8 protein-coding genes are annotated in these 13,924 nt (G+C 68.1%); 1 reads left to right on the top strand and 7 read right to left on the bottom strand.

Annotation, left to right across the window (positions count from 1 at the left end; genetic code table 11):
- Positions 1-44: 44 nt before the first annotated feature.
- Positions 45-524, top strand: a complete 480-nt coding sequence (locus tag N1027_RS09815; RefSeq protein ID WP_259507305.1) for a MarR family winged helix-turn-helix transcriptional regulator — start codon at positions 45-47, stop codon at positions 522-524.
- Between the two features lie 83 nt (positions 525-607).
- Here the strand turns inward: N1027_RS09815 and N1027_RS09810 are convergent, their stop codons facing one another.
- The 7 genes from N1027_RS09810 to N1027_RS09780 all read right to left on the bottom strand — a co-directional run bounded on the left by N1027_RS09810 (position 608) and on the right by N1027_RS09780 (position 13,885).
- Complete coding sequence (locus tag N1027_RS09810; RefSeq protein WP_259507303.1) at positions 608-1,222, bottom strand: hypothetical protein; 615 nt, start codon at positions 1,220-1,222, stop codon at positions 608-610.
- A 99-nt stretch (positions 1,223-1,321) separates the two neighbouring features.
- Positions 1,322-7,618, bottom strand: coding sequence for a ThuA domain-containing protein (locus N1027_RS09805; RefSeq protein WP_259507301.1), 6,297 nt, complete (start codon positions 7,616-7,618; stop codon positions 1,322-1,324).
- Positions 7,619-7,862: 244 nt separating this feature from the next.
- Complete coding sequence (locus N1027_RS09800) at positions 7,863-9,092, bottom strand: ROK family protein (RefSeq protein WP_259507299.1); 1,230 nt, start codon at positions 9,090-9,092, stop codon at positions 7,863-7,865.
- A gap of 193 nt (positions 9,093-9,285) precedes the next feature.
- The gene (locus N1027_RS09795) at positions 9,286-10,524 is read right to left on the bottom strand and encodes an ROK family protein (RefSeq protein ID WP_259507297.1); all 1,239 of its coding nucleotides are present in this window, start codon (positions 10,522-10,524) and stop codon (positions 9,286-9,288) included.
- A gap of 9 nt (positions 10,525-10,533) precedes the next feature.
- A complete protein-coding gene (locus tag N1027_RS09790; RefSeq protein WP_259507296.1) occupies positions 10,534-11,535 on the bottom strand; it encodes a sugar phosphate isomerase/epimerase family protein in 1,002 nt (333 codons plus the stop codon).
- A gap of 37 nt (positions 11,536-11,572) precedes the next feature.
- A complete protein-coding gene (locus tag N1027_RS09785) occupies positions 11,573-12,712 on the bottom strand; it encodes a Gfo/Idh/MocA family protein (protein ID WP_259507958.1) in 1,140 nt (379 codons plus the stop codon).
- A gap of 120 nt (positions 12,713-12,832) precedes the next feature.
- Entirely contained in the window at positions 12,833-13,885 is a 1,053-nt protein-coding gene (locus N1027_RS09780) for a substrate-binding domain-containing protein (protein ID WP_259507294.1), read from the bottom strand.
- Between the last annotated feature and the right edge of the window lie 39 nt (positions 13,886-13,924).

The following is a 13,924-nucleotide window of genomic DNA, read 5'->3' as shown; positions in this document are numbered from 1 at the left end:
CGCGACCCCCTTTGTTGTCGCGACAAGAGACTTAGGATCAAGACATGGAGACCCCGCGCTGGCTGACCCCCGATCAGCTCCAGGCCTGGATCCGCTTCGAATCCGTGGTCGAACTGCTGCCGACGGTGCTCGATTCGCAGCTGCAGCACGACGCCCAGCTCACCCACTTCGAGTACCTCGTGCTCGCCAAACTCTCGGAAGCACCCGAACACGTGCTGCGCATGACGCACCTAGCGGCCACGACGAATTCGACCCTCCCACGCCTGTCGCACGTCGTGAGCCGCCTCGAATCGCGCGGCTACGTGGAACGCCTGCCCTGCCGCGAAGACCGCCGCGCCACCAATGCCCACCTCACCGACGACGGGTGGAGGAAGGTCGTGGCGACGGCCCCGGGCCACGTCGAGAACGTGCGCGCCCACGTCATCGATCTGCTGAACGACGAACAGATCGGTCAGCTCGACGACATCATGACGACGCTGCTCCAGAAGCTCGATCCGCAGAACTCGCTGCGCCGGCTGCCCTGAAGCGATGCGGGCAGACGTCTGCCCCGGCGGGTTGGGGCGCCGGGGCAGACGGTTCGGGGGCTGGGCGTGTCGGGAGAGAACGCCTAGCGCCGCGAGAAGAGGCGCGCGCGGTTGATGTAGACGAGCGCGCCGGCGACGGCGAGCACCACCACGATCGCGCCGATCCAGAGACCGACGGTCAGCGGCGAGACGGAATCAGCGGACGTGGAGGCGGAGGCACCCGCAGCGACGTCGGCCGAGTCCCCGGATGCGCCGCCCTGTTCGACGGGCGCGATGGTCTCGCCCGGCTCCACCGGGGGCGCCAGCTCGGCCACCGTGATGTCGACCGTGGTCGACGCCGAACTCGGAGCCGTGGTCGTGACGGTGACCGCCCACTGCCCGTCGGGCAGGAACGACTCGGGCGTGACCCAGATGCCCTCCCCTTCCGCCGACGAGACGAGTGCCACCGGGCCGACGCTCTCGCCCGAGGGTGAGACGGCGGTGGCCACCGGGTCGATGACCTCCGAGACCGGATGCCCGTCTTCCACGTAGGTGGCCGACACGATCAGACCGCCGGCGCCGTCGGGCGACACGGTGAGCTGGAACGGTCCGCCGTGGGCTTGGGCGGCCGGTGCCGCTCCGAATACGGCGGCGAGAGCGAGGAACAGCCCCAGCAGCACGGCGAGTGCCGAACGCCGAGGCGTGGTGATCGTGTGCATCGTTGCCTTTCAAGAAGATGCCGACCCGTCGGTTCGTGCCGCTCAGCGAGGCTGAAAGCGACACGAACCGACGGGTCGTGCGAGGTGGTGCGGGTGGTGCTACTCGGCGGAGCCGTTCGCGCGGCGGCGGTTCAGGAGGAGCAGTCCTCCCAGGCCTCCGACGAGCAGGATGATCGCCAGCGGTACCAGATTCTGCCAGCTGTCAGCACCGGTGTTGGCCAGGCCGCCGCCCGAGCCGGAGCCCGAACCGTTGCCGGCGCCGTTGCCGCCGCCACCTCCGGGGTTACCCGGTGTGGGGCCGCCCGGGTTGCCGGGGCCGGGGTCGACCGCCGCGGCGGTGACCGTGATGGCCAGGCTCCGCGCCAGCTCGACGTCGCCGATCCGGATCACCACGTGGTGCTCGCCCACCTCGAACCCGGCCGGAACCTGCAGCGCGTAGCTGAAGCCTCCGTCGGCATCCGTGGTGACCGTGCCGATCTGCAGCGGCTCGGAGTAGAGCCACACCGCGAGCTCGGTCTCCGGGGCGAACCCGGTTCCCGTCACGGTGATCAGCTCACCCTGCTTGACGTTCCGGTCGTCCACCACGACGGTGGGCGTCGGTTCGGGCTGCTCGGTCGCGGCGACCTCGACGGTGCCGGTGGCGCCGACGTTGCCGGCGACATCCACCGCCCGGAAGGTGACCGTCGACGCCTCGGTGCCTGCTACGGCCACCGGCGCGGTGTAACTGCGCCAGACGTCCGCGGCATCGCCGCTCAACCGGTACTCGACTCGGGCGACACCACTGGTGGCATCGGTTCCGGCCAGGGTGACGGTGCGCGACTCGGCGGAGCCGGTCGCGGCCGGCACCACGGTGTCGATCTTGACCAGTCGCTGCACGGTGGCCGAGTAGTGGCCCTCGCCGTCGGTGGCCCGCACCGAGACCGTGGTCTCGCCTTCGGCCGACAGCACCGTGGAGGCGCCGAGCGGGGCGAAGGTGGTGCCGTCGGTCGAGTACTCGACCGTGGCGGTGCCCTCGTCGTCGCTGGTCGTGCCGACGGCGGTCAGGGTGACCCCCGTCGTGTACCAGCCGCCCAGCCCGTTGGCGGTCGCCGGGTCGAGAGTGACCTCGACCGTGAGCGTCGGCTCCTCGGGGTCGACCGGCACAGCCGGAACCTCGAGGGTGCCTTCCGCCGACGGGTTGCCCGCGACATCCGTCACCTGGTAGTGCACCGTCTGGGCCGTGCCGTCCACCGCGACGGGCGCGGTGTAGTCGGTCCAGGCGCCGTCGCCGATGCGGTACTCGATCGCGTCGACGGTGCTGGTCGCATCCGTCGCCGTGATCGCGACCGTCCGCGCATCTCCGTCGACCGCGAGGTTCGCGGAGGCGGAAGGTGCGGTCGCGTCGATCTTGAACGAGACCGAACCGACCTCACTGGTCGAACCCGGGGCCGACGCACGGTATTGCACCGTGTGCGAACCATCGGTCGTGACCTGCACCGGATGCGTGTACTCGAGCCAGCCCGAACCGTCGAGGTTGTACTCGCGGTAGACCGTGCTCGTGCCACCGCCCTGGCTCTCCACCGTCACGGTGACGGCCTGGGTGTACCAGTTCGCCAGTCCGTTCGGGTCGGTCGGCGCGACGGTCGCGCTGACCGTGACGGGCTCCTCGGGCTCCTCGGCTTCGACCACGTGGAAGTAGTCGAAGACCGCGGTGTTCGAGACCTGGCCCTGGTTGGCGTTGCCGAGTGCGTACAGACCCACTCGGGCGCCGTCGAGGCCGGCGTTGGTCACCGTCTCGGTGATCTGCGTCCAGGTGGTGCCGTCGGTGCTCGACCAGCCGGTGAACACGTCACCCGACTTCGCCAGGCGGAGCCAGACGATGCCGTCGGCCGGTGCCGGAGCGTTCGGCTGCGGGTCCTGCACCGTGGCCCCGATCTCGCTCCGGATCTCGAGGTTGCGTGCGATCGCCGATCCGGCCGCGTTGGTGGCCAGGATGTCCAGCTTGACGTAGTTGTCGTCGTCGCCGTACGCGATCAGGCCGCCCTGCTGGTAGCTGCGATCGAGGTCGGATGCGTCGACCTTCGTCTCGATCACCCAGTCGTCGCCCTCGGGCTGGTTCTGCACCACGAAGTTCGGCACTCCGGTGTCGCCACCGTAGATGTCGTTCGGCGTGGTGTCGATCCGCAGTGCGCCATCGCTGACGCGGTAGCCCTCAGGCTGCTCGTTCACGACCTGCCAGCGGCAGCCGTCGAGCGCGCTGCCGTCGAACTCGTCGTTCGGCGTCGCGGCCACGGCGGTGTCATCCGGCGTGATCTGGAACCAGTCGAACTGGGCGTCGATCACGTCCATCGGCGAACCGCTGTTCGCGAAGGCGACCAGACCGATGCGCGGGTTGACGATGCCGGCCAGCGGCTTCGTCTCGCTCATCGCCGTGTAGGACGCACCGTCGGCCGAGTAGGAGGCGTTCAGGTTCGTTCCGTCACTGGTCATCCGCACGAAGAAGGTGTCGGGGAAGTCCACGCCCAGGTTCGCGGTGTTCGACGCCGCGACCTCGTTCGGGGTTCCCGCTTCTTCACGCACGTACTGGAAGATCCGCTGCGCGGCATCCGACGTGCCTGCTCGGCCCTGGAGCACGAACTTGGCGTAGTTGTCGTCGTCGCCGTACACGATCAGACCGGCCTGCTGGTATTGCACGCGGGCTTCGAAGGTCACCTTCGCGGTGGCCTGCCAAGCGCCCGAGGGCAGATCCTGCAGCGTGATGTTCGGAACGGTTCCCGCTCCGGCACCGTAGATGTCGGTCTTGGAGGCCGGGATCACCAGATGCCCGTCTTCGACTCGCGCGTCCTGGTTGGGCCGCACGATGCGGTTCCAGCGGCTCGTGTCGAGCGTGGTTCCGTCGAAGCCGTCGGAGCGACCGGCCAGGCACAGGTTCTCGCCTGCCACGTTCACCGTGATCGTCTGGCTCTTCTCGGTGTAGGAGCCCTGCTCGTCGTAGACCCGCACGCGCACCTCGTAGCTGCCCGGCTGGTCGTAGACGAACTGCTCCGCAGCGTCACCGTCGACGAAGCCGCCGCCGAGACCGGCATCCCAGCGGTAGCTGAGCGCGGTGCCCTCCGGATCGGTCGCGTCGACCGTGGCGTCGACGACGAGGGGCGCGGTGCCCGACTTCGGCGAAACGCCCAGCGTGACGGCCGGCGGCGAGTTGGAATCGACACCGTCACCACCCCAGGTCATGTAGTTGACGTTGGCTCCACCCTGGGTGAGCACGAAGTAGACCGTGCCCGTCTCGGTCGGCAATCCGCCATCGAACTCCACTGTGAAGTCCGAGTAGGTCTGCCAGTCGGGGCTGCCGTTCTTCAGGGTCGGCGTGAACGGGATGTTCCCGAGCAGCTGCCCGTCGACCGGGTCGTTCCAGCGCACCGCGATGTTCGCATCACCCGCGAAGCCCTTGGCCAGGCGCAGCGTGACGCTGTCCATGCCCTTCAGGTTGACGGGGTTGTACGACCACCAGTCACCGGTCTCGACGTTGCTGACGTTGCGTCCGCCACCGGCGCTGTCGCCCGTGGATTCGGTCTTCACGCCGTCATCCGCGCCACCGGTGCCGTTCACCCGACCGGTCTGGTCGAAGTACTCGGCCTCCATGTGGGTGGAGTTCAGCACCGTGGTGGCGTAGCCGGTCTGCGGCACGCCCACGGCGCCGCCGTCGTCGGTGTAGTTGGCGTTGACCACCCAGAACAGGTTCGCTTCGAGGCCGTGGCCGGCGTCGCGAGCTGTCGGGAAGCTCCCTTCACAACCGTGGATCTCTCCGAAGTCGTGGTTGTGGGAGTCGTGGCCGAGAGCCGGGATGAGCTTCACGTTCTCGCAGTCGATCGGTGCGTTCGCATCCGGGTCGGTGACCGTCACCTTGTAGGAGACGTCGTCTCCCCAGGTGAAGAATCCGCCGTTCTCCGGGAACTCGATCGAGACCTGCGGGGTCGCGTTGCCCACCACGATGCGCACGTTGGCGATCGCGGTCTTGCCGTCTTCATCCGTCGCGGTCAGGCGGGCGGTGTAGTCGCCGTTCTGGGCGTAGGTGTGGGCGGGGTCGGGCTCGGTGGTGGTCGGCGATCCGTCTCCGAAGTCCCACTCGATGGTGAACGGCTTGGAGATCGGGTGACGCGTGCCCTCAGACGAGAACTGCACGTCGAGCGAAGGTCCGGGGCCGTTCGTCACATCAGCGGATGCGCGGGCGATCGGTGAGGGATTGGCCTGCACGTAGTCCACGCGGTAGACACCGGAGTTCGCCGTGTTGCCGCCGAAGTCCGATCCCCAGTCGATGATGTAGAGCGCGCCGTCGGGGCCGAACTCGAAGTCCATCGACTTGCTGAAGCCCTTCGACGGGTCGAAGATGTCGGGCAGGATGCGGTTGATGTCCTGGATCTTCGAGTGGCGACCCACGGTGTCGGAGGTGTCTTCGTTCAGCTGGAACGAGAACATCCGCCCCGAGTTCCACTCGGCGAAGAGGGCCTTGCCGTCCCAGTACTCCGGCCACTTGGTCTCGGACGGGTTGGAGGCGTCGTACTGGTACACCGGTCCGCCCATGGGCGCGCCGCTGTTGCCGATCTCCTGGTAGATGGCGGTGGTGCCGTTCTCGGTCCACCACTCCGGCACGATCACCGGCGGAAGAGTCGTGAGGCCCGTGTTGTTCGGGCTGTTGTTCACGACCGCGGCCGGGTTGAACGCGGGGCCGGAGGCCTGGGTGCTGAAGTTGTAGTCGTTGTAGCACTTGATGCCCACGCAGAACGGCCAGCCGTAGTTGCCGGGCTGCTTCACGATGTTCCACTCGACGGTGCCGCCGGGGCCGCGATTGGCGTTGGCGGAGCCGGCGTCGGGACCGTAGTCGGCCACGAGCAGGTTGTTCGTGTAGGGGTCGAGACCGATGCGGAACGGGTTGCGGAAGCCCATGGCGTAGATCTCGGGCCGGGTCTTGCCGGCCGAGTCGTCGGCCTCCGGGAAGAGGTTGCCCTCGGGCACCGTGTAGCTGCCCTCGTCGGTCGGCGTGATCCGCAGGATCTTGCCGCGCAGGTCGTTGGAGTTGCCGGCGCTCCGTGAAGCGTCGTAGTCCTGACGACCGGCCCGCTCGTCGATCGGCGCGTAGCCGTCGGACTCGAAGGGGTTGGTGTTGTCACCGAGCGCGAGCACGAGGTTGCCGTCGTTGTCGAACAGCATGTCGCCGCCCGCGTGGCAGCAGGTGTTGCGCTGCGTGGTGACCTTCAGTACGGCCTTCTGGCTGGCCGGGTCGAAGGTCTTGGCCGCCGGGTCGTAGGTGTAGCGCGAGATGCGGTTGTGCGGTCCGTCGGAGCCCACGTCAGACGGAGCCCAGTAGACGTACACCCAGTTGTTGGTGTCGAAGTCGGGGTCGAGCGCGATGCCGAGCAGGCCGTCTTCGTTCGCCTGCGTCACCGGGAGGGTGAGGGCGGTCGAGGTCTGGAGCGACACCGGGTCGATGCGCTGCACGCGGCCGTTGCGCTCGGCGTAGAAGACCGTCGAGTCGCTCGCGATGTCCATGGCCATCGGGTTGCCGGTGTCGGTGTCGAGCGGAACGAGCTCGTAGCTGTCGCTCTGCGTGGCGCTGCAGTCGGCGTTCTCCGCGCCGGCAGCGGTCTTGATGCCGCCGAGCAGGTGCGAGAGGAAGGCGGGGTCGCTGTAGGAGGCATCCGTGTGGCCACCACCGGTGTACCAGGAGCGCCCGCCGTCGTAGTTCTGGCACCAGGCGGTGGGGTGGTCGATGCCCATCGTGCCGCCGGTGTACGACTTCTCGTCGAGCGACGCCAGAACGTGCACGTTGGTGCGGGGGTTGGTGCGGAAGTTGTACCACTCGTCGAAGCGCGTCCAGCTGTCACCGAGGTGCTCGGTGCTGGGGTGCGCGTGGTCTTCGACCTTCACCGTGGCGTTCTGCTCGGCCGGGTGACCGCTGAAGTACGCACCGACGAGCTCGCCGTACCACGCCCAGTCGTACTCGGTGTCGGATGCGGCGTGCACGCCCGCGTAGCCGCCACCGTTCTCGATGTAGTCCTCGAAGGCGCCCTGCTGCTCGGCGCTCAGCACGTCACCGGTGGTCGAGAGCCAGATGACCAGGTCGTACTGCGCGAGGTTCTCCTCGGTGAACGACGCGCCGTCTTCGGTCGTGTCGACCGCGAAGTTGTTCTCCTGACCCAGCTTCTGGATCGCCGCGATACCCGCGGGGATCGAGCCGTGCCGGAATCCGGCGGTCTTCGAGAAGACGAGCGCCTTGAAGTCGGGCTCGACTGCGGCCGGCGCCGCCTGCGGCGCTCCGGTAACCGTCGTGGTCGACGCGGATGCCGCGCCGGCGGTGGCCAGGACGCCGGTGGCGACCATGGCGAGTGCCGCAAGTGACGCGACGAGTCGCGACCTCACGGAGCGATGTGGTTGGACAGCTCTGTTCAACGTGGTAGCACCCCTCGATACCTGGCGCGCCTGAGCGACGCGCAACTTCTGTGATCCTAGGGAGGCTTTTGTTGCGAGTCAAGATTAATAGCGAAGGCCGCTAAGACGCGGCAATCCGGAGCCCGGATGCTCGAAGCACCCGATTAGAAGAACAGCGTAGATAAACCCAGATCAACAGCTGTTTTGGACACTCTTTCCAGCCACAGCTGTCGAATTACGACGTGAGAGCGCCGGCCGGATCGGCGAGCAACGGAGCGAACGCCAGCTGGGCGGCACCGACCACCAGGAGGTCTCGGCCGAGCGACGATCGCGTGATGCGAGCGGTCTCCCCCGATCCGAGCATCGCCGAACGGGCCACGGCGCCCTGGAGCCTCTCCGGCGCCGACTCGTACAGCGATCCGAGGAATCCGCCCAGCACGATCAGCTCGGGATTGAACAGGTTCACCGCGTTGCGGATGGTGATCGAGAGGAAGTCGAGCTGCCGGTGCACGAGCGCCACCAGCTCGGGATCGGCGCCGGCCGGATCGGCAAGCCGCTCCCGCAGCACCTCGTCGAGCTCTTCGACCCGATTCGCGGGCAGCCCCAGCGCATCGAGCAGCTGCTGGCGCTTCACCTCGGTCTCGAGGCAGCCGTAAGCGCCGCAGTGGCAGAGCGTGCCATTGCTGTTCACCAGGGTGTGACCGAGCTCGCCGGCGTAGCCGCTCTCGCCGGTGAGCAGAGTGCCGTTGTTCACCACGCCGCCACCGATGCCGCTCGCACCGCCGTTGAGGTAGACCAGATTGCGCACGCCGCGGCCCGATCCGAAGATGCTCTCCCCGAGCGCCCCCACTGCGGCGTCGTTCGCCGCATGCACCGGCAGCCGCAGCGACTGCTCGAGCATCTCCGAGAGCGGCGCATGGTGCCAGCCCAGGTGCGGCGCGAGGTTCACGAGGCCGTCGCCGGCGCGCACGAGTCCCGGAACGGCGAGTCCGACTCCGACGGTCTTGTAGTTCGTTTCCAGTTCATCGCGCATGCCGGCCACCACGGCCGAGACGATGTTCACGACCTCCTCGACCGAGGGCACGCGAACCGTGTCGTAGCGGATGCGCTTGATCACCTGGCCGCCGAGCGCCACGAGACCGATGGTCACAGCGTCGAGCTCCGGATTGACCGCGAGCGCGACGGTGCGCCGACCCGGCTTGATCATGAGGCTCGGGCGGCCGACCTGATTCGTGGTGTCGGGCTCGGTCTCGTCGACCAGCTGCAGGCTCACCAATTCCCCGACGAGGGCACCGATAGTGGAACGATTCAACCCGGTGTCCCTCGTGAGTTGCGCTCGCGTCACCGCCCCGGTGGTGTGCACCAGATTGAGCACGGCGGAGAGGTTGTTGCGTCGAACGTCGTCGAGGTTGTTTCCGCGCGCTCCCGATCGCACCGGGAGTTTCGCCCTGTCGCTCACGACCATCGCGCACCGCCTTCGCCCCGGGATTCCGGAGGAGATCGAAACCACCTCGTCGGCCAAGGCAGGAACTCGATATTATCAGCGTCGAGACAACAAATTAGCGCCGTGAGCATGCGGGTCGCAGGTTCACATCTCACGCATTGCACACGTGCAGCCGTCTCTCAGCTCGGCGTTCGGCGGCGCCGCCGCCGGCGACTCAGCGCGCGGCCCCCCGGGCGACTTCGGGCGCGGCCGAGCGCAACGCCCCGGCCGGGTCGGAGAGCAACCCCGAGAAGGCGAGCTCCGCGGCGCCGATCATGAGCAGATTCGAGCCGAGCTCGGCGGTGATGATCGACACCGAACGGGCGGTGGCCTGCAATCCGTCCTCACGCACGCGCTCGGTGAGGCGCCCGGGCGCCAGGGAGTGCAGGGTGGCGAGAAAGCCACCGAGCACGATCTGTTCGGGATTCAGCACGTTCACGGCGTTGCGGAGGGCGATCGCGAGCACGTCGATCTGCCGGAGCACCTCGGCCTCCACCGCCGGGTCGTCCGATGCGGCTAGCGCCCGCTCCAGATCGTCGCTGTCGCCGCCGGCCAGGCCCACCACGTCGAGGAGCCGCTGCCGCGAGACTTCCGTCTCCAGGCATCCGATCGCCCCGCAATGGCAGAGCCCACCGGACGAGTTCACCAGAGTGTGCCCGAGTTCGCCGGCGTACCCGTCGGTGCCGGTCAGCAGCACGCCGCCCGTCACCACTCCCCCTCCGATGCCGGAGGAGCCTCCGTTGACGTAGAGCAGATCCATCGACCCGTGCCCGGCGCCGAAGATGATCTCTCCTCCCGCACCGAGCGAGGCGTCGTTCGCCGCCCAGACCGGATATCCGGTGGCCGTCGCCACCATCTCGGCGATCGGCTCGCCCTGCCAGCCGAGGTGAGGCGCATAGGTGACCACGCCGTCTTCGGCGCGCACGAGCCCGGGCACGGCGATGCCGATGCCCACGATCCGGTAGGTCGCGTCGAGTTCGCCGCGCATCCCCTCGATCACGGCGGCAGCGATGTTCGCCACCTCCTGCGCCGTGGGAACGTGCTCGGTGGGGTACCGGATGCGTTTCAGCACCCGCCCACCGAGCCCCACCAGGCCGATGGTGATGGCGTCGATCTCGGGATTGATCGCCAGCGCCGCCGTCGACGGGTTGGCGTGCACCTGCGGGCTCGGCCGACCCACGTTGGTGCTGGTGCCGGGTGAGGATTCGTAGAGCAGCTCGAGGTCGCCGAGCTGCGCGGTGAGGGTGGCGACCGTCGAGCGGTTCAGCCCCGTCACCCGGGCGAGCTCCGCCCGGGTGAGGGTTCCGCGATGGTGCACGAGCGACAGGATGAGCGACAGGTTGGTGCGCCTGGTCTGGTCGTTGGTGGTGGCCGTCGACGCCGATCCGAAGATCGGGGGCTCTGTCACTGACATCCCTCTGCTCTAACGGGTGCTGAAAGCGGCGTCGAAGGCCGCGGTGGGGGCGTCGAAGGCCAGGCGCTTCACGAACTCCAGCGCTTCGGGTGCGCCGACCAGCCGATCCATGCCGGCGTCTTCCCACTCGACCGAGATCGGCCCGTCGTAGCCGATGGCGTTCAGGGCGCGGAAGCTCTTCTCCCACGGCACGTCACCGTGGCCCGTGGAGACGAAGTCCCAGCCGCGACGCAGATCCGCCCAGGCCAGGTGGGAGCTCAGGCGCCCGTTCCGCCCGTTGCCGGTGTTCATCTTCACGTCCTTGCAGTCGACGTGGTAGATGAGGTCCTGGAACTCCAGGATGAAGGCCACCGGGTCGAGCTCTTGCCAGACGAAGTGGCTCGGGTCCCAGTTCAGGCCGAACGCGGGGCGGTGGCCGATCGCATCCAGGGTGCGCACCGTGGTCCAGTAGTCGTAGGCGATCTCGCTCGGGTGCACCTCGTGGGCGAACCGCACCCCCACCTCGTCGAAGACGTCGAGGATCGGGTTCCAGCGGTCGGCGAAGTCCTGGTAGCCGGCGTCGACGAGCTCCTGCGACACGGGCGGGAACATCGCGACGTACTTCCAGATGGCCGAGCCGGTGAAACCGACGACGGTCTTCACACCGAGTGCCGCGGCCAGACGAGCGGTGTTCTTCATCTCCTCGGCGGCGCGCTGGCGCACACCCTCCGGGTCGCCGTCGCCCCACACCACGTCGGGCAGGATGTCGCGGTGCCGCTGATCGATCGGGTCGTCGCAGACGGCCTGACCTTTCAAGTGGTTGGAGATCGCGTAGACCTTCAGCCCGTACTTCTCGAGCAAGGCCAGCTTGCCCTCGACGTAGCCCGGCTCATCCCAGCGCCACGGATCGAGGTGGTCGCCCCAGCAGGCGATCTCCAGTCCGTCGTAGCCCCAGCCGGAGGCGAGCCGTGCAACCTCCTCGAAAGGCAGGTCGGCCCACTGGCCGGTGAAGAGGGTGATCGGTCGTGCCATGTGTTTTCTCCTCTTATACGTGTGATGGGGTGTCAGGTCAGACCGCGGTCCAGGCGCTGCCGTTGCCCGAGCTGGTCTCGACGGCCTGGAGAACGCGTTGCACCTGCAGCCCGTCGGCGAACGACGGACGGGGCTGCTCCCCCGCCACGATCGCTTCGACGAAGTCGCGCGACTGGTGCGAGAAGCCGTGTTCGTAACCGAGCATGTGCCCGGCGGGCCACCAGGCGCCGACATACGGATGCTCCGGCTCGGTCACCAGGATCTTCGTGAATCCCTGCGTGGTGGCGTCGGCCGTGCCGTCGAAGAACTGGAGGGCGTTCAAGTCTTCGAGGTCGAAGGCGATGGCACCCGTCGATCCGGAGACCTCGATGCGCAACGCGTTCTTGCGGCCGGTCGCAAAGCGGGTTGCCTCGAAACTCCCGAGAACGCCGTCGTCGAACCGCCCGGTGAAGAGGGCGACGTCGTCGACGGTGACCTGCCCGCGCTGATCGGAGGCGGTGCCGGAGAGGCCGCGCGCATCCGCCAGCAGGGGGCGCTCGGAGACCAGGGTCTCGAGAATGCCGGAGATCGACTCCAGGCGGTGCCCGGTGATGAACTGGGCGAGGTCGATGGCGTGGGCCCCGATGTCGCCGAGCGAGCCGGAGCCGGCAAGAGCCTTGTCGAGCCGCCAGGTCATGGGCGCTTCGGCGTCGCTCAGCCAGTCTTGGAGATATTGCGCGCGCACCTGGCGCACCGTGCCGATGCGCCCGGCGGCCACGAGGTCGCGGGCGAAGGTGGCGGCGGGCACCCTGCGGTAGGTGAAACCGACCATGGCGCGCACACCGTTGCGGGCGGCGCGTTCGGCCGCCTCGGTCATCGCCTCGGCCTCGGCCACGGAGTTGGCGAGCGGCTTCTCGCAGAGCACGTGCTTGCCGGCCTCGAGGGCGGCGATGGCGATCTCGGCGTGCGAGTCGCCGGGGGTGACGATGTCGACGATGTCGATGTCGTCGCGCGAGATGGTCTCGCGCCAGTCGGTCGACGTCTCGGCCCAGCCCCAGTTCTCGGCTGCGGCAGCGGTGCGATCCGCATCCCGCCCCACCAGCACGGTCATTTCAGGGGTGGCGCCGAGGTCGAAGAAGCGGGGGGCCACTCGCCAGCCTTGGGAGTGGGCGGCTCCCATGAATCCATAGCCCACCATGGCCACCCGGAGTGGTGCCGTTGTCGTCACTGTCTGTCGCTTCCTCTAGCGGTGGTCGGGAGAGAGGGAGGGCCGGAACGGCCGCGCGTGCAGTGCGCGGCCGCTCCGGCCCGGTGTCGCTTACGACTCGAACGCGCTCGGGAGGTAGACCTCGACGTTCTCCTTCGTGACGACGGGTGCGTAGAGCTGGATCTTGCGCGGCACGGCCGACTCGACCAGGTCGCTCATGCCCTTGCCCTGCACGATCAGGCGAGCGAGGCTGATGCCGTCGGCTGCCTGGGTCGACGGGTAGATGACCGTGGCCTTCAGCACCGTGTTGTCGGCCTGGATGTCGCGCATCACGTTCGCCGAACCGGCGCCACCGACCATGAAGAACTCGTCGCGGCCCGCAGCGTCGATCGCGGCGAGCACGCCGACACCCTGGTCGTCGTCGTGGTTCCAGATGGCGTCGATCTTCGGTGCGGAGGCGAGCAGCTGCGAGGCGGCCGCTTCACCACCCTGCACGGTGAAGTCCGCGGCGACGCGGTTCGAGACCTCGAGGCCGCAGTCGTCGAGTGCGTCGGCGAAGCCCTGGCTGCGGTCCTGCGTGAGCGGGAGGCTGTCGATGCCGGCGATCTCGGCCACGACGGCGTCGTCGGTGCCCTCGAGCTGCTCGCAGATGTAGGTTCCTGCGCTCACGCCCATGCCGTAGTTGTCACCGAGGATGGTGGTGCGGGCGGCGAAGGTGCTCGAGAATTCGCGGTCGACGTTGATGACCGGGATGCCGGCCTCCATCGCCTTGATCGCGACATCCGTCAGCGCGGCGCCGTCGGTCGGCAGCAGCACGATCGCGTCGACCTTGTCGTTGATGAAGGTCTCCACCTGGCTGATCTGCAGGTTGGCGTCGTTCGTGCCTTCGGCCACGACCAGGTCGACGTCGTCGTACTTCTCGGCCTCGGCCATCGCGGCGGTGTTGATGGCGCCGAGCCAGCCGTGGTCGGCAGCGGGGCCGGAGAAGCCGATGGTGATCGACTCACCGCTGGCCGCGTTGTCTTCGACCGTGTTCTCTTCGACTGCGGAGTCGTTCGCGGTCGTCGAACCCCCCGAGGTGCAACCGGTCATCAGCGCGACTGCCGCGAGTGATGCTCCGGATGCGAGCAGCAAGCGGCTGCGCAGCGAGCGTGGTGCAAGCATGTGTTCCTCCTTGGTAGTGATTGCAGGTATCTGCTCGTC

Source organism: Herbiconiux aconitum (assembly GCF_024979235.1).
In the GTDB taxonomy this organism is placed as follows: Bacteria; Actinomycetota; Actinomycetes; order Actinomycetales; family Microbacteriaceae; genus Herbiconiux; species Herbiconiux aconitum.
The sequence above is the reverse complement of the archived record's forward strand: the minus strand, read 5'-3'. Positions and strand labels throughout refer to the sequence as shown.

Bases quoted from the DNA above. Each gene is read 5' to 3' on its own strand.
- N1027_RS09810 (WP_259507303.1), bottom strand. From the start codon at position 1,222: ATGCACACGATCACCACGCCTCGGCGTTCGGCACTCGCCGTGCTGCTG.
- N1027_RS09795 (WP_259507297.1), bottom strand. From the start codon at position 10,524: ATGTCAGTGACAGAGCCCCCGATCTTCGGATCGGCGTCGACGGCCACC.
- N1027_RS09780 (WP_259507294.1), bottom strand. From the start codon at position 13,885: ATGCTTGCACCACGCTCGCTGCGCAGCCGCTTGCTGCTCGCATCCGGA.
- N1027_RS09815 (WP_259507305.1), top strand. From the start codon at position 45: ATGGAGACCCCGCGCTGGCTGACCCCCGATCAGCTCCAGGCCTGGATC.
- N1027_RS09790 (WP_259507296.1), bottom strand. From the start codon at position 11,535: ATGGCACGACCGATCACCCTCTTCACCGGCCAGTGGGCCGACCTGCCT.
- N1027_RS09785 (WP_259507958.1), bottom strand. From the start codon at position 12,712: ATGGTGGGCTATGGATTCATGGGAGCCGCCCACTCCCAAGGCTGGCGA.
- N1027_RS09800 (WP_259507299.1), bottom strand. From the start codon at position 9,092: ATGGTCGTGAGCGACAGGGCGAAACTCCCGGTGCGATCGGGAGCGCGC.